Source organism: Methylobacterium sp. WL8, assembly GCF_008040045.1.
Lineage (GTDB): Bacteria > Pseudomonadota > Alphaproteobacteria > Rhizobiales > Beijerinckiaceae > Methylobacterium > Methylobacterium cerastii.
This window is the reverse complement of the sequence record NZ_VRVF01000007.1, coordinates 15,685-31,311: the sequence shown is the minus strand read 5'-3', so window position 1 is coordinate 31,311 and position 15,627 is coordinate 15,685. Positions and strand designations below refer to the sequence as shown.

Genomic DNA, 15,627 nt, shown 5'->3' with positions numbered 1-15,627 from the left:
GCGAAGCGCGTGCATCAAAGGCTGTCGGGAGCGGACAACGCCCGGCGCAGACCCGGGGGCAGGCGGATCGCCCGGCCCTCGCGGACGCAGGCCACGACCACGGACGCGCGGACCAGGAGGTCGTCGCCGCGGAGCACCTCCTGGTGAAGGTGCATCGAGGCGCCGCGCAACTCGTGCGTGCGGGTGAGGATCGTCAGCGCGTCGTCCATCCGCGCGGGCTTCAGATAGTCGATCTCCATCCGGCGCACGACGAAGACCAACCCGTCGGCCTCGCGATGCAGTTCGGATTGGTCGCCCGCCAGCCCGCGCAGCAACTCGGTCCGGCCGCGCTCCATGAAGCGCAGATAGCTCGCATGGTAGACGAAGCCCGAGAAGTCGGTGTCCTCGTAGTAGACGCGCACCGGCAGCGCGTGGGCTTCGATCGATGACGTCACGGTTCGGCGCCGCTCCTGCGCAGACTTCCAGAGGGACAGGCCTGACGAGCCGGCGCCTTGCATTCGGACGAGGCTACCACGTTTGCCGATCGTCGGGACCTTAGTACCGGGTTGGCTCGGTGTTTGGTCGCCTGCCGCGGTTCCGAGGACGCGTCCGCGAAAGCCGGCCGATCGATCGCAGGCTCGCCCTGAACCGAGCCAAAAGCGCCGTCCCGATCCGCCGCGACGCAACGGCCAAGCTCAGTCCTCGGGCGGGCGGCAGGGTTTCGCTGAGCGCAGATCTTCGCCGCCTTACGCGGGTTTGGCGGCTCCCGCCGAAGCCTGTCGAAGACTATACCGCAGCGTAATCGCGCATTCACGCGTAGAAAAATCGAAGTCTTGGATGCATGATCGTTGCTTGAGCGATCGAATGTTAAGCTGCGTTGAGGAATTCGGCCGGAATGTGATCTGGATGCCCAAAATGTGCGGGTCTTATTTCAGCCCCGTTCGGTCTCGATTGGCGCCGCCCTCGTCAACGACCAAGGACCGAAGCATGCACATCCGACCCGTCGCCAAGATCGCCGCCGCCACCCTCGGAACCGCCCTGTCGCTCGTCGCCGCCACCCAGCCGGCCGCCGCCCAGAGCGGAGGCGCGTCCTGGTACGGCAGCGGCCATCGCACCGCGAGCGGCGAGCGCTTCAACCCGAACGGGATGACCGCCGCCCACCGCAGCCTGCCCTTCGGCACCCGCGTCCGCGTCGAGAACCAGCGCACCGGCCGGTCCGTGGTGGTGCGGATCAACGATCGCGGGCCGTTCGTGCGTGGCCGCATCATCGACCTCTCCCGCGGCTCGGCCCGGGCGCTGGGTATGGGCGGTACCACCTACGTCTCGCTGCACGTCATGAACTGATGCGGATGCCGGCCGGCGTTGCCGCGCGCGCCGGCCGGCCCCATCTCCGAGCCTGAACCGGAGACGCAGCGGACATCATGGCAAAACCCCTCATCGTCGACATCCCGCACGACCTCGGCCGCGACGAGGCGCGCCGCCGCATCGAGACCGGCGTCGAGCAGGGGCGGGCGCTGCTCGCCAAGAGCGGCATCAGCATCGAAAATCTCACCTGGACCGGCGACCGGCTCGATTTCGCGATCTCCGCGATGAAGCAGAACATGAACGGCCAGATCGACGTCGGCCAGGACAGCGTGCGGGTCGAGTGCCACCTGCCGTTGTTGCTTGCGCTCTTCGCCGACAAGGTGAAGCGGATGGTCGGCAAGGAAGGCAACCTGCTCCTGACCAAGAAGTAGCGCGCAAGGCGGCGCGCGCCGGAACACCCGGGGCGACCCCGCCGTTCACGCTCGTCACGCGGCGCGCGCTCAAGACGCGCCGCGACGTCAAGCGAGGAGCGTTTCCCATGGCCGATCCCGGCGCGATCCCCGAGGTGCCGACGAACCCGACGCCTGCCCCCGACACGCCCTACGACCCGCCCACCGTGCCGAGCCCGGGCCCGAGCCCCGAGATCCCGGGCGACAGCCCGAGCGAAGCGCCCGGCATCACCCCAGCCGAGGTTCCGGTGACCACGCCCGGCATGCCGACGCCGACCGGCCCCGCGAACCCGGTTGCCTGAGCGCGCTCCGGTTTACTTGAGCCGACTTCGATTTGTGGTGAGGCGGCCGCGCTGCCATAAGCCCGGCATGGCCGCCCCACCGCTTCTGACCCTTCAAGACGTCGCCCTCACCTTCGGCGGCACGCCCCTGATCGAGGGGGCGGGTTTCTCCGTCGCGCCCGGCGAACGCACCTGCCTCGTCGGCCGCAACGGCTCGGGCAAGTCGACCCTGATGAAGATCGCCGCCGGGCTCGTGGAGCCCGATCGCGGCGTCCGCTTCGTCCAGCCGGGGACGACGATCCGCTACCTCGCGCAGGAGCCGGATTTCTCCGGGTTCGCCACCACCCTCGAATTCGTCGAATCGGGCCTCGGCGATGGCGACGCGCATCACCGCGCCCGCTACCTGCTCGAAAGCCTCGGCCTCGACGGCAGCGAGGACCCGACGCGGCTCTCGGGCGGCGAGGGCCGCCGCGTGGCGCTGGCGCAAGCGCTGGCACCCGAGCCCGACGTGCTGCTCCTCGACGAGCCGACCAACCACCTCGACCTGCCGGCGATCGAATGGCTCGAGGCCGAGCTGAAGGGGACGCGCGCCGCGATGGTGCTGATCAGCCACGATCGGCGCTTCCTCTCGGCCCTGTCGCGCGCCACGATCTGGCTCGACCGCGGGGTCACCCGCCGCATCGAGCAAGGCTTCTCCGGGTTCGAGGCTTGGCGCGACGCCTTCTTCGATGAGGAGGAGCGCGACCGGCACAAGCTCGAGCGCAAGATAAACGACGAGGAGCACTGGCTCCGCTACGGCGTCACCGCCCGGCGCAAGCGTAACGTCCGCCGCCTCGGCAACCTGCATGCGCTGCGCAAGGAGCGCCGCGACGACCGCCGGCCGGTCGGCACCGTGACGATGCAGGCCGGCGAGGCCGAGGCCTCGGGCACGCTGGTGATGGAGGCCAAGAACGCGAGCAAGAGCTATGGCGAGCGCCGGATCGTCGCCGACCTGTCCCTGCGGGTGATGCGCGGCGACCGCCTCGGCATCGTCGGCGCGAACGGCGCCGGCAAGACCACGTTGATCAATCTGCTCACCGGCAAGCTGCAGGCCGACGACGGGAGCGTCCGCCAGGGCACCAACCTGAAGATGATGTTGCTGGACCAAGCCCGCGCGGTGCTGGAGCCGAGCATGACCGTCACGGAAGTGCTCACCGGCGGCAGCGGCGACGCGGTGGTGGTGAACGGCGTCAGCCGCCACGTAGTCGGCTACCTCAAGGACTTCCTGTTCACCCCCGAGCAGGCGCGTACCCCGGTCTCGGTGCTCTCGGGCGGCGAGCGCAACCGCCTGCTGATCGCCCGCGCGCTGGCGCAGCCGGCCAACCTCCTGGTGCTCGACGAGCCGACCAACGACCTCGACCTCGAAACGCTCGACCTGCTGCAGGAGATGCTCGGCGACTATTCCGGCACCCTGATCTTGGTGAGCCACGACCGCGACTTCCTCGATCGCGTCGTCGGCAGCGTTCTGGTCTCGGAAGGGGAGGGGCGCTGGGTCGAGTATGCCGGCGGCTACACCGACATGGTCAACCAGCGCGGCGTCGGCGTGCAGGCCCGCGCCGGCGCCAAGGGAAAAGCCGAGGCGCGCGGAAAGAGCGAGCCGCGCGAGAGGGCGGATGCCGCGCCTGCTGCCAAGGGCAAGCTGAACTTCAAGGACCAGCACGAGCTCAAGACGCTGCCTGCCCGCATGGAGAAGTTGCAGGGCGTGATCGCGCAGCTGCGCACGGTGCTGGCCGATCCCGGCCTCTATGCCCGCGACGCGGCCCGGTTCGACAAGGCGTCGGCGATGCTCGCCCAAGCCGAGACCGAGCTGTCTGGGGCGGAGGAGCGCTGGCTCGAACTGGAGATGCTGCGCGAAGGCTGAGACCATCCCGGCCTTCATGATGCCGCGATGGCGGTCCATGCCGTCCGGCAAGCCTCGGGGGCGTCGCCGGTGTTGCGACATCGTCCGCTCGCCATGATCCGCTCGTAATGAACCGCTCGCCATGACACACCAAGGCCTGCGTTCCGCGGGCTGGCTCCTCGGGTTGCCTGGGCTCGGCCTGATCTGGGTCGGCGCGACGCTGTATGCCGCGCCGGATATCGCCGCGCGGATCGCGGCGGCGGGCGAGACGGTGGCTCAGGCGACCGAGGCGGGATCGCCCGAGCCGTGGCTGCGCGTCTCGGTCCGCGGGCGTGATCTCGTCGCCGAGGGCGAGGCGCCGGGGCCGGCCGCCCGCGCGGCGGCGCTCGCCCGATTGGAGGCGCTTCCCGAGCCGCGCCGGATCGTCCCCGAGATCGGCCTGATCGAGACGGCCGCGCCCTTCGCCTGGAGCGCGACCCGGACTGCGCCGGATCGCATCGCGTTCTCTGGCAGCCGCCCGGCGGAGATCGGCCGCGCCGCCTTGCGGACGCGTCTGGCCGCCGAGATCCCCGATGAGACCGCGATCGACGACGCGGCGCATGCCGCCCGCGGCGCGCCGCCGGATTTCCCGGCGGCAGCAGCCTACGCCGTCGCGCGCCTGCGCAACCTCGCCGCCGGCGGGACCGCGACGGTGACCGACCTCTCGATCGCGTTCTCAGGTGCGGCGTTGGACCTCGCCGCCTACGACGCCCTGCGCACTGCGCTGACCGACCCGCCGCCCGGCTACACCATTGGGCGCATCGACATTGTGCCCGCGCGGGCCGACGACTTCACCATGAGCGTGTCGCGAAACCCCGGCGGCGGGCTGGTGCTCGACGGGTTCGTGGTTTCGGAATCCGCGCGGGCCGAGATCGGGCGCCTAGCCGGCGAGATCTCCGACGGCACCGCGGTCACGGACCGGATGCGCACCGCACGGGGCCTCGCTAAGGACGTCGACCCGGATGCGCTGGCGAAATTCCTGATCCGCCTGGTCGGGCTGATGCAGGGCGGCGGCGCGCGCTTCGACGGCGCGCGGGTGTCGGTGGCGGGCGATGCCGTGGACAGCCAGGCCGTCGGCGAGATCGAGGCGGTGATGCGGGACGCCCGGCCCGCCGGGGTCGGGGCGGGCTCGGTCGCGCTTGCGGTGAAGCCGCTCTCCCCCTACCGCGTCGCGATCCGCCGCGAGGCTGACGGCGTCAGCCTGTCCGGCCACCTGCCCGATGCCGAGGCGCGCGACCGGCTGCTCGCCGTGGTGCGCCCGCGCTTCTTCCGCGAGCGCATCATCGACCGCACCCGCATCGCCGACGGCGCGCCGCCGGACCTCGCTGCGGCTCTCACCGCCGCGGTGCCGGTGCTGGCGAGCCTGTCGAGCGGCGAGGTCGCGGTCGCCGACCGGACGCTGATCCTCTCCGGCACGAGCCTGTATCGCGAGGCCGCGGCGCGGGTCGCCGCGACCCTGCCGGCGGCGATGCCGGCGGGATGGACCGCGAGCGTGGCGGTGGTGCCGAAGAACCCGGCGCCGACGCGCGACCCCGAGACCTGCCGCAGCGCCGCGACGGCGCTCGTCGGCGGCACCGGCCTGCGCTTCGCGCCCGGCTCAGGCGCGTTGTCACCGATCTTCTATCCCGTGCTCGATCGCCTCGCGGAGCTTGCCAAGACCTGCCCGTCGCTGCGCATCGCGGTCGCCGGCCACGGCGATCCGGCAAAGACCGCCCCGCCGGACGCGAAGGTGGCGGACGCAGCCCAGACGCAGGGTATCGCGAGTGCGGCGCCCAAGCCCGAGGCCGGCAAGGCTGCGTTGGCCAAGCCCGAGCCCACTAAGTCCGGTGAGACCAAGCCGGCCGCGAAGGCGGTGCCCGCAAAGGACGCCAAGGGCTCGAAGGACACCAAAACTTCGAACGACGCGAAGAGTTCGAAGGACGCCAAGGCGGCGAAGGACACCAAGCCGGCCAAGGACACGAAGGCCGGCAAGGAGACCGCCGAGGCGCCGGAGCCCGACCTGCCGCGGCTGCGCGCCGGTGCGGTGGTCGAGTACCTGCTCCAGGCCGGCGCTGGGCTCGACCAGGTCGTCGTCGCCGACAAGCTCTCGGAGCGGCCGGGCATCGCCTTCGCCGTGCTGCCCTGACCTCCGGAAAGGTTTTGCCGTGATGCTCCTCCTCGCCGGCCTGTGGCCGGGATCGTTGGCCGCACTCGTGCTCGGCCTCGCCGTCGGCGGCTTCACTGGGTTGCCGGCCCGGCCGGCGATCCCCGCCGCGCTCGGGGTCGCGACCCTGGCCCTGGCCGCGCTCGCCATCGCGGGGATCGTGCCCGGCGTGCAGGGTTTCTGGCTGGAGAGCGCGGTGGCGATACTGGTGTCCCACCTCGCCGGCTGCGCGTTGGGTGCGCTCGCCCGGAGGTCCGCCCGGGTGCGACCGCACGATCCCCCGACAAGCTGAGGATGGCGCGGAACCAAGGCGCCCCGATCCGGCGTTGCCCCTCCAGACAGAGCCTTCGGGCTCACCGGAGACACGCAACGGACCCCACGCCATGAGACTCGATCGCTCCGCTCGACGCCACATCGGCCTGCGCCCCCGCGCCGGCCTCGCCGCCACCGCCCTGCTCGTCGCCGGCCTTGCCGCGTCCGGCGCGGTCGCCCTGCTCGGCGATTTCGTCGAGCCGGCCCGCGCCCAGTCCGCCGCGAGCCACATCGACCAGCCCACCCCTGCGACCCTGCCGAACGGCGCCAAGCGCGCGAACGGCGACGTCGCGGCGCCGCACGCGCTTAAACCCAGCACCGACGTGATGGACACCGGGACCCTCCCCGACGCGCGGACGAACCCGATGCAGCACTTGCCGGACCGGACGCGCGCCGCGCACTGACCGTCACGACGCAACCTCGTCCCCGCCCCCGCCGTTGATCGGCGGGGGCTTTTTCATGCGCTCCTGCGGCGGCGTCTCGCGCTCCGTCCCTCACAGGCGAAGGAAAGCACCATGGGTCTGCTCGATTCGGTGATCGGCGGCGTGCTCGGGCAGGTGCTCGGCGGCGGACGGGGCAATGCCGGCAACGCGGGCGGCGGTGCGATGTCGCCGATCGTGAAGGCCCTGCTGATGCTGCTGCTCGCCAAGGGCGCGAGCGGCGGCCTGGGTGGAGCGCTCGGCGACATTCTCGGCGGCGGCCAGCGCCGGCCGGAGCCCGGCCCCGACACTGAGCGCTCTGGCGGCGCCGGACCCTACGGCCGCGATCCCGGCCATTCGGCCGACGACGGCGCCGGCCAGGACCCCGGCGACATCGGCGGCTTCGACCAGGAGGGCGGCCGTCGCGACCCGCCGCTGCCGCCCGGCGACTTCAGCGACCTCTCGGGCATGCTCGACGGACCCGGCGACCGATCCCAGGTTCCTCAACCAGGACATGTCGCACATGAAACGGCGGGCGATCTCGGCGGGCTCGACGGCCTCGTCGATCGCTTCCGCCAGGGCGGTTTGGGCGACGTCATCGACTCGTGGATCGGCCACGGCAGCAACCGCAGCATCGAACCCCACGACCTCGCCCGCGCGCTCGGCCCCGACACCCTCTGCGCTCTCCAAAACCAGACCGGGATGGACCGGGACTCGCTGCTGTCCCAGCTCTCTCAGGTGCTGCCGGAGGTGGTGCACGGGCTCACGCCGCAGGGACGGGTGCCGGATTTGGGGGAACGGAAGTCTTGGTAATTAGAAGCTGTAATTTTTAGGGTTATTTAAGCATACACGATGCCTGCACGAATAAGTGCGATCATCGTGTATTTTTCAGGGGTATACATTGCATCTAGCCAGTGAGCCCAAGTATTGTGCTTTTTAGATCAAAATTTATACGTGAGGTAATATGGAGAGTTACAAGCATATGGTACGAAATACTGATTTTCTGGATGAAATTATATTTTTGATAAGCAGCCGAACAATCTTATAATTATTTCCCCAGATGTTTCATGGGTCAAATAGTTAGAGCTCCAGCCATCACGCGGGCTCTTTTCAAGTAAGCAATTCGGTGCTGTGCTCAGACGCGTCGATGAATTCAGGCGACCCGCCGCACCACCAAGCTCGCATTCGTCCCGCCAAACCCGAACGAGTTCGACAGCGCGATGTCCACGCGCTTCCGCTTGGCCTCGTGCGGCACGAGGTCGAGGGCGGTCTCGACGCTCGGGTCGTCGAGGTTGAGGGTCGGGGGGATCACCCCGTCGCGGATGGTCAGGATCGAGAAGATCGCCTCGATGGCGCCGGCCGCGCCGAGGAGGTGGCCGACGGCGGACTTGGTCGAGGACATGGCGATGCCGGCGGCCGAGGCGCCGAGCAGGCGCTCGACGGCGCGCAGCTCCAGTTCGTCGCCCATCGGCGTCGAGGTGCCGTGGGCGTTGATGTAGTCGATCGCACCTGGGTCGATGCCGGCGCGCTTCACCGCGGCCGTCATGCAGCGGAAGGCGCCGTCGCCGTCCGGGGACGGGGAGGTGATGTGGTAGGCGTCGCCCGACATCCCGTAGCCGACCACCTCGGCGTAGATCTTGGCGCCGCGGGCCTTGGCGTGCTCGTACTCCTCGAGCACCACCACGCCGGCGCCTTCGCCCATCACGAAGCCGTCACGCGCCTTGTCGTAAGGGCGGGAGGCCTTGGTCGGCGTGTCGTTGAAGCCGGTGGAGAGGGCGCGGCAGGCGGCGAAGCCCGCGATCGACAACCGGTCGACCGGCGATTCCGCGCCGCCCGCGACCATCACGTCGGCATCGCCCAGCATGATCAGCCGAGCCGCGTCGCCGATGGCGTGCGTGCCGGTGGAGCAGGCGGTGACGACGGCGCTGTTCGGGCCTTTCAGCCCATGCGCGATCGAGACCTGGCCCGAGGCCATGTTGATGATCCGCCCGGGGATGAAGAACGGCGAGATCCGCCGCGGGCCCTTGTCCTTGAGGGTGACCGACGCGTCGTAGATGCCGCCGATGCCGCCGATGCCCGAACCGATCATCACGCCGGTGGCGCACTGGTCCTCGTAGCTCTTCGGGTGCCAGCCGGAATCGTCGAGGGCTTGGCCGGCGGCCGCCATCGCGAAGACGATGAACGGGTCGACCTTGCGCTGCTCCTTCGGCTCCATCCAGGCGTCGGGATTGAATGTGCCGTCGCCGCCGTCCCCGAGGGGCACGGTGCAGGCGATGCGGCAGGCGAGGTCGGAGGTCTCGAAGGTGGTGATCGGGCCGGCGCCGCTGTCGCCGGCGATCAGCCGGCTCCAGGTGTGCTCGACACCGCTGCCGAGCGGCGTGACCATCCCTAGACCCGTAACCACCACCCGCCGCATCGCGCTATCCCGAACCCGTTCCGCTTCAACAACGAGTGCGGCGCGTCGGGCGTTTCCACCCCGCCCGCGCCGCGTCGACCCGAAGGATGTTTCGACCGCTCAGGCGGCCGAGTTCTTCTCGAGGAACTTCACCGCGTCGCCGACCGTCTGGATGGTCTCGGCGGCGTCGTCGGGGATCTCGACGTTGAACTCTTCCTCGAACGCCATCACGAGCTCGACGGTGTCGAGGCTGTCGGCACCGAGGTCGTCGATGAAGTTCGCGCCCTCGACCACCTTCTCGGGCTCGACGCCCAGGTGCTCGACGACGATCTTCTTCACGCGCTCAGCGATATCGCTCATCGTTGCTGGTCCTCGGTACTTCACGTTACGTGGGTGAAAGGAATGGCGCCGTTGCCGCCGTTGGCCCTTGGTGTCGGGCCGGACTTGTCTCTGGCGGCCGGTGACCGATCGCGCTGGGTCCTGAAATCCTGTTGGCCTTGGACTCGGAACCCGCCGAACCGTCAACCCCCTGCACGGCAGCCGGGGTGTTAACACAGGGTTTCGACGCTGGCGAGGCCCGGTTCACGAAGCGTTCATCGGTGCGGTTCGCGCGCCGATTTCGCCGCGTTTTCCGCAGGATGGAGGGGCCTCGCGCGATGGCGTCACACCATCGCCATGCCGCCGTTCACGTGCAGCGTCTGGCCGGTGACGTAGGCCGCCTCCTGCGAGGCCAGGTAGACCACTGCGGCCGCCACCTCTGCGCCCTCGCCGAGGCGCCCCGCGGGCACGCGGCCGAGGATGCCCTCGCGCTGCTTCTCGTTCAGAACGTCGGTCATCGGCGAGGCGATGAAGCCGGGGCTGACGCAGTTCACCGTGACGTTGCGCGAGGCGACCTCGGCCGCCAGCGCCTTGGTGAGCCCGACGAGGCCGGCCTTGGCCGCCGCGTAGTTGCCCTGGCCCGGGTTGCCCGTGGTGCCGACCACCGAGCCGATGTTGACGATCCGCCCGGCACGCCGGCGCATCATGCCCCGCACCGCCGCCCGCGACAGCCGGAACGCGGCCGTGAGGTTGACGGCGATGACCTGGTCCCACTCCTCGTCCTTCATCCGCACGAAGATGTTGTCCCGGGTGATGCCGGCGTTGTTGACCAGGATGTCGAGCCCGCCGAGCGCGGCTTCCGCCGCCGGCACCAGCGCCTCGACGGCGGCGGTGTCGGACAGGTTCGTCGGCAGCACGTGGGCGCGCTCGCCGAGTTCGCCGGCCAGGGCTTCCAGCGCCTCGGCGCGGGTGCCCGACAGGGCCACCGTGGCCCCCTGCGCATGCAGCGACCGCGCGATGGCGCCGCCGAGCCCACCGGTCGCGCCGGTGATGAGGGCTTTTTTCCCGGTGAGGTCGAACATGGGGATCACCTGTTGGTCGAGTTGGTTTCTATCGGCGGCGTTTTGGGGCCTGTCACGGTCGGCGTGACCGGCCCCCTCTCCCTTGCGGGAGAGGGTTGGGGGTGAGGGGTATGCCCTCTCCGGAAAGACCTGACCCCTCACCCTGTCCCTCTCCCGAACGCGAGAGGGGACCCGCGCTGCCTTCCCTAGCTCCGAGGGAATGCAGCCACATCCTCCGGCGTGCCGACCGGCGTCGCGGATGCGCCCGATGCGATCCGCTTGACGAGGCCGGACAGCACCTTGCCGGAGCCGACCTCGTAGAACGTGTCGACGCCTGCTGCGGCCATGGCCGCGACGCTCTCGCGCCAGCGCACCGTGCCCGTCACCTGCGCCACGAGGTTTTGGCGAATCGCGGCCGGATCGGAGACCGGGGCGGCGAGCACGTTGGCGTAGAGGGGGACGATGGGCGCGCGCAACGTCACCGCGTCGAGGGCCGCGCGCATGGCATCCGCGGCGGGCTGCATCAGGCGGCAATGGAACGGCGCGGAGACGTTGAGCATCACCGCCCGCTTGATCCCGCGTGCCTGCGCGATCGCCACGGCGCGCTCCACCGCGGCCTTGTCGCCCGACAGCACGACCTGGCCGGCGCCGTTGTCGTTGGCCACATCGCAGACCACGCCATCGGCGGCCTCCGCCGCGATCGCGGCAGCGGTCTCGGTGTCGGCGCCGATCAGCGCCGCCATGGCGCCGTCGCCCGGGGCGACGGCCGCTTGCATCGCCTCACCGCGGATGCGCAGCAGGCGCGCGGTGTCGGCGATCGTCAGGCTGCCGGCGGCGGCCAGCGCCGAATACTCGCCGAGCGAGTGGCCGGCGACGAAGGCGACATCCCGCGCGAGGTCGAGACCGCGCTCGGCCTCCAGAACCCGCAACGCCGCGAGGCTCGCGGCCATCAGCGCCGGCTGGGCGTTGGCGGTCAGCGTCAGCGCCTCGATCGGACCCTCGAACATCAGGCGCGCGAGCGGCTGGCTCAGCGCCTCGTCCACCTCCGAAAACACTGCGCGCGCCTGCGGGAAGGCCTCTGCCAGCGCCTTGCCCATGCCGACGGCCTGGCTGCCCTGGCCCGGAAAGATAAGTGCCCGCACGGTCGCTCCGTCGCCTACCCCGTTGCTCGGAAAGGGCGGCGCAGTCGCACCGCCCGCCGCAGGTGTCAACAATGCAGCGCACAAACCGGCGAGGGTGTCAGCCCTCGTCGAAGAAGTCGACGTTGCCGGTGTCGAGGCTGTAGGCGGCCCCGACGATGCGGAGCTTGCCCGCCTTCAGCGGATCGAGCAGCGACGGCTCGGAGGCGGTGCGCAAGCGGGAGACCACGCGGCTCACGTTGGCGCGCACCGCGTGCTCGACGAAATCGCCGGCCTTGTCGCGAACCGAGAGGACGGCCGGAACGATCGGCTCGATCATCCGCCCGATCGAGCCGGCGAACTGTGCGTTGTCCCGAACCACGCTCACCGCCGCCTCGACGGCTCCGCAGCGGCTGTGGCCCATCACCAGGACCAGTGGCACGCCGAGCTGCGAGACCGCGTACTCGATCGAGCCGGTGGCGGCTGTGTCGGCGGTGTTGCCGGCGTTGCGCACGATGAACAGCTCTCCTAGGCCGCGGCCGAACAGGATCTCGGGCGAAACGCGCGAATCGGAACAGCTCACCAGGACACAGAACGGCGTCTGCCCGAGGGCGATCTCGATGCGGCGCTCGCGCCCCTGTGCCGCCCGCACCGGCGAGTCGGTGAGATAGCTGGCGTTGCCGTCCTTCATCACCTTGAGCGCCTGATCGGGGCTCATGTCGGTCTTCTTGGAAGACAGGCTCGCGGCGAAGGCACTGGTGGGCAGGGCGGTGGCGGCGAGAGCGGCACCGCCGAGGTGGCAGCCGCAGCCGAGGAGGTGGCGCCGGCTCAGGCGATCGGTCATGTCGTGCTCCCGCATGCCGGACGACGACCCGCTCCGGTCGATCGTTTCTGACTGTTTCCGAGCGAGACTGTAAAGGGCGTCCGCTTCCAAACCGCTGTGCTTGTTGCCAAACCGCATCCGGTGTATGAGCCGGCACCGCCCGACATCCCCCGTATCCGCTGGAAGGAGCCGCTGCGCATGGCTCGCGTCACCGTCGAAGATTGCATCGAGAAGGTCGAGAACCGGTTCGAGCTCGTCCTGCTCGCGAGCCACCGCGCCCGCCTGCTCGCCGCCGGCGCCCCGCTTACCGTGGACCGCGACCGCGACAAGAACCCGGTCGTGGCGCTCCGCGAGATCGGCGACGAGACGATCACCGCCGACGACCTCAAGGAACAGTTGATCCATTCGATGCAGAAGTACGTCGAGGTCGACGAGCCGGAGGCCGAGGCCGTGCCGCTGCTGTCGAGCTCGCCGACCGCCGCCGCGGTCTCGCCGACCGCCGCGAGCGACGATTCCGCGCCGCAGTTCGACCGCATGAGCGAGGAAGACTTGCTCCGCGGCCTCGAGAACCTCGCGCCCCCGGTCGAGACCGACGACGAGGGCGAGTAGCCCCGGCGCCGTCACGCGATGGCGTAGATCAGGCCCGGCGGCGACGCCGGGCCTTTTGCTTGGCGCGAGTCTTCATGTATCTCGCCCTGCGACGCGATCGGGGCTGGCGCAGGCCCGCGGCTTGCGTGAGACTTCGGTTCGAACCGGATCGGAAAGGGTCTCCCGGCGGATGATGCGCCAGTACGAACTCGTCGAGCGGGTGAAGCGCTACAACCCCGCGACGAACGAGGCGCTGCTCAACCGAGCCTACGTCTACGCCATGCGTGCGCACGGCACGCAGAAGCGGGCGTCGGGCGATCCGTTCTTCGCCCACCCGCTCGAAGTCGCCGCGATCCTCACGGACCTGCGCCTCGACGACGCGACCATCGTCGCGGCCGTGCTGCACGACACCGTCGAGGACACGGCGGCGACCCTCGACGAGATCCGCGAGCTGTTCAGTCCGGAGATCGGCGCGCTGGTCGACGGCCTGACCAAGCTCAAGCGCCTCGACATGGTCTCGAAGCGCGCGGCCCAGGGCGAGAACTTCCGCAAGCTGCTGCTCGCCGTGGCGGCGGACGTGCGCGTGCTGCTCGTCAAGCTCGCCGACCGCCTGCACAACATGCGCACCCTCCAGCACATGCGCGCGGACAAGCGCGAGCGGATCGCGCAGGAGACGCTGGACATCTACGCGCCGCTCGCCGGCCGTATGGGCATGCAGGAGCTGCGCGAGGAGCTGGAGGACTTGTCCTTCCGCAACCTCAAACCCGACATCTACGCCACCGTCACCCGGCGGCTCTCCGACCTCACGGCGAAGTCCGAGAGCCTGGTCGACACGATCGAGCGCGACCTGACAGCGAAGCTGTCCGCCCGCGGGATCGAGGCTGCCGTCACGGGCCGGCAGAAGCGCCCGTTCTCGATCTGGTCGAAGATGGAGCGAAAGTCCGTCGCCTTCGAGCAGCTGTCCGACGTGTTCGGCTTCCGCGTCGTGGTGGAGACGCTGGACGATTGCTACGCCGCACTCGGCGTCGTGCACACCACTTGGCCGATGGTGCCGGGGCGCTACAAGGACTACATCTCCACCCCGAAGCAGAACGACTACCGCTCGATCCACACCACGGTGATCGGTCCGAAGAGCCAGCGCGTCGAGCTGCAGATCCGCACCCGCACGATGGACGACATCGCCGAGTACGGCATCGCCGCCCACGCCCACTACAAGGAGGCCGCCAAGCTTCCCGCCGGCCGCGAGTCGGAAGGCGGCGTCGCCCCACGCCTCGCCGCCGAAAGCGGCGCATACCAGTGGCTGCGCCGCACGATCGAGCTGCTGGCCGAGGGCGACAGCCCCGAGGAGTTCCTGGAGCACACCAAGCTCGAGCTGTTCCAGGACCAGGTGTTCTGCTTCACGCCGAAGGGCCGCCTGATCGCCCTGCCGCGCGGCGCCACGCCGATCGACTTCGCCTACGCGGTGCACACCGATGTCGGCAACTCCGCTGTGGGCGCCAAGATCAACGGCCGGATGGCGCCGCTGCTGCACGAGCTCGCCAACGGCGACGAGGTCGAGATCTCGCGCTCGGACGGGGCCGCGCCGCCGGCCGCCTGGGAATCGCTCGTCGTCACCGGCAAGGCCCGCGCCGCGATCCGCCGCGCCACCCGTTCGGCGGTGCGCCGGCAATATGCAGGCCTTGGCCGCCAGATCCTCGACCGTGCCTTCGAGCGGGCGGGCAAGAGCTTTTCCGACGACAAGCTGCGCGGCGCGCTCCCGCGCCTGGCCCGCACTTCGGTCGAGGACGTGTTCGCGGCGGTGGGGCGCGGCGAGATGTTCTCGGGCGACGTCGTGCGCGGCGTCTACCCGGACTACAAGGACGAGCGGAAGACCGGGCCGGCGGGGGTCGCGCAGCCGGTCGTCAACGGTGCCGGCCGGCTGATCCGCACGAAGGACCAGACCATGCGCCTGACCTTCCCCGGCGGCGGCACGGCGGACGGCACCGACGCGATTCCGATCCGTGGGCTGGCCGGCGACTTGCCCGTCAGCTTCGCACCGGATGGCGGTGCGGTGCCCGGCGACCGCATCGTCGGCATCCTTACGCCCGGCGTCGGCGTGACGATCTACCCGATCCAGTCGGCGGCGCTGGCCGCCTTCGACAACGAGCCCGAGCGCTGGCTCGACGTGCGCTGGGACATCGAGGCGGACGCCACCGAGCGCTTCCCGGCGCGGCTGGCCACCCAATCGATCAACGAGCCCGGCGTGCTGGCGCAGATCGCCCAGGTCATCGCCGACCACGACGGGAACATCGACAACCTATCGATGAAGCGCCGCACCCAGGACTTCACCGACATCGTCATCGACCTCTCGGTCTGGGACCTGCAGCACCTCAACGCGATCGTCGCGGAACTCAGGGGCAAGCGCACGGTGAGCCGGGTGGACCGGGTGAACGGATAGGGCTGCCGTTCGTTCGGGCCGCCCCGGCATGATGGGGAGGATCTTTTGGACGGCGGCCGCTCGGCTGGGCGCCGCCGACGC

The 15,627-nt window shown here is 70.0% G+C and carries 16 protein-coding genes; 10 read left to right on the top strand and 6 right to left on the bottom strand.

Features of this window, described 5'->3' with window-relative positions:
- Positions 1-14: 14 nt before the first annotated feature.
- Positions 15-434, bottom strand: coding sequence for a tol-pal system-associated acyl-CoA thioesterase (gene ybgC, locus FV234_RS04400; RefSeq protein ID WP_238270657.1), 420 nt, complete (start codon positions 432-434; stop codon positions 15-17).
- A gap of 532 nt (positions 435-966) precedes the next feature.
- Between ybgC and FV234_RS04395 the strand changes: the two genes are divergently transcribed.
- The 8 genes from FV234_RS04395 (at position 967) to FV234_RS04360 (ending at position 7,619) form a co-directional block, all read left to right on the top strand.
- Positions 967-1,323 carry a septal ring lytic transglycosylase RlpA family protein gene (locus tag FV234_RS04395; protein ID WP_238270665.1) on the top strand — a complete coding sequence of 119 codons (357 nt, stop codon included), beginning with the start codon at positions 967-969 and terminating at the stop codon, positions 1,321-1,323.
- Positions 1,324-1,400: 77 nt separating this feature from the next.
- A complete protein-coding gene (locus tag FV234_RS04390; RefSeq protein WP_147762711.1) occupies positions 1,401-1,715 on the top strand; it encodes a polyhydroxyalkanoic acid system family protein in 315 nt (104 codons plus the stop codon).
- A gap of 107 nt (positions 1,716-1,822) precedes the next feature.
- The gene (locus FV234_RS04385; protein ID WP_147750585.1) at positions 1,823-2,035 is read left to right on the top strand and encodes a hypothetical protein; all 213 of its coding nucleotides are present in this window, start codon (positions 1,823-1,825) and stop codon (positions 2,033-2,035) included.
- A 67-nt stretch (positions 2,036-2,102) separates the two neighbouring features.
- Positions 2,103-3,914 carry an ATP-binding cassette domain-containing protein gene (locus tag FV234_RS04380; protein ID WP_147828219.1) on the top strand — a complete coding sequence of 604 codons (1,812 nt, stop codon included), beginning with the start codon at positions 2,103-2,105 and terminating at the stop codon, positions 3,912-3,914.
- A gap of 121 nt (positions 3,915-4,035) precedes the next feature.
- Positions 4,036-6,057, top strand: a complete 2,022-nt coding sequence (locus FV234_RS04375; protein ID WP_147828218.1) for a BON domain-containing protein — start codon at positions 4,036-4,038, stop codon at positions 6,055-6,057.
- 22 nt (positions 6,058-6,079) lie between these two features.
- Positions 6,080-6,367, top strand: coding sequence for a hypothetical protein (locus FV234_RS04370; protein WP_348643053.1), 288 nt, complete (start codon positions 6,080-6,082; stop codon positions 6,365-6,367).
- Positions 6,368-6,458: 91 nt separating this feature from the next.
- Positions 6,459-6,791: a hypothetical protein gene (locus FV234_RS04365; RefSeq protein ID WP_147762715.1), complete on the top strand. Its 333-nt coding sequence runs from the start codon at positions 6,459-6,461 to the stop codon at positions 6,789-6,791.
- Positions 6,792-6,902: 111 nt separating this feature from the next.
- Positions 6,903-7,619, top strand: a complete 717-nt coding sequence (locus FV234_RS04360; protein WP_147828216.1) for a YidB family protein — start codon at positions 6,903-6,905, stop codon at positions 7,617-7,619.
- 340 nt (positions 7,620-7,959) lie between these two features.
- Here the strand turns inward: FV234_RS04360 and fabF are convergent, their stop codons facing one another.
- From fabF to FV234_RS04335, 5 genes are all read right to left on the bottom strand, one after another.
- Positions 7,960-9,222, bottom strand: a complete 1,263-nt coding sequence (fabF, locus tag FV234_RS04355) for a beta-ketoacyl-ACP synthase II (protein WP_147763876.1) — start codon at positions 9,220-9,222, stop codon at positions 7,960-7,962.
- A 99-nt stretch (positions 9,223-9,321) separates the two neighbouring features.
- Positions 9,322-9,561 (bottom strand): acyl carrier protein, encoded by a 240-nt coding sequence (locus tag FV234_RS04350; protein ID WP_066926221.1) that lies wholly within the window; start codon positions 9,559-9,561, stop codon positions 9,322-9,324.
- A 302-nt stretch (positions 9,562-9,863) separates the two neighbouring features.
- Entirely contained in the window at positions 9,864-10,601 is a 738-nt protein-coding gene (gene fabG, locus FV234_RS04345) for a 3-oxoacyl-[acyl-carrier-protein] reductase (RefSeq protein ID WP_147763879.1), read from the bottom strand.
- A 185-nt stretch (positions 10,602-10,786) separates the two neighbouring features.
- Positions 10,787-11,722 carry an ACP S-malonyltransferase gene (gene fabD / locus FV234_RS04340; protein ID WP_147763875.1) on the bottom strand — a complete coding sequence of 312 codons (936 nt, stop codon included), beginning with the start codon at positions 11,720-11,722 and terminating at the stop codon, positions 10,787-10,789.
- Between the two features lie 97 nt (positions 11,723-11,819).
- Entirely contained in the window at positions 11,820-12,542 is a 723-nt protein-coding gene (locus tag FV234_RS04335) for a carbonic anhydrase (protein WP_147763874.1), read from the bottom strand.
- A gap of 177 nt (positions 12,543-12,719) precedes the next feature.
- Between FV234_RS04335 and rpoZ the strand changes: the two genes are divergently transcribed.
- Positions 12,720-13,130 (top strand): DNA-directed RNA polymerase subunit omega, encoded by a 411-nt coding sequence (rpoZ, locus tag FV234_RS04330; protein ID WP_147727742.1) that lies wholly within the window; start codon positions 12,720-12,722, stop codon positions 13,128-13,130.
- Positions 13,131-13,299: 169 nt separating this feature from the next.
- Complete coding sequence (locus tag FV234_RS04325) at positions 13,300-15,546, top strand: bifunctional (p)ppGpp synthetase/guanosine-3',5'-bis(diphosphate) 3'-pyrophosphohydrolase (protein ID WP_147814170.1); 2,247 nt, start codon at positions 13,300-13,302, stop codon at positions 15,544-15,546.
- The last annotated feature ends 81 nt before the right edge of the window (positions 15,547-15,627 follow it).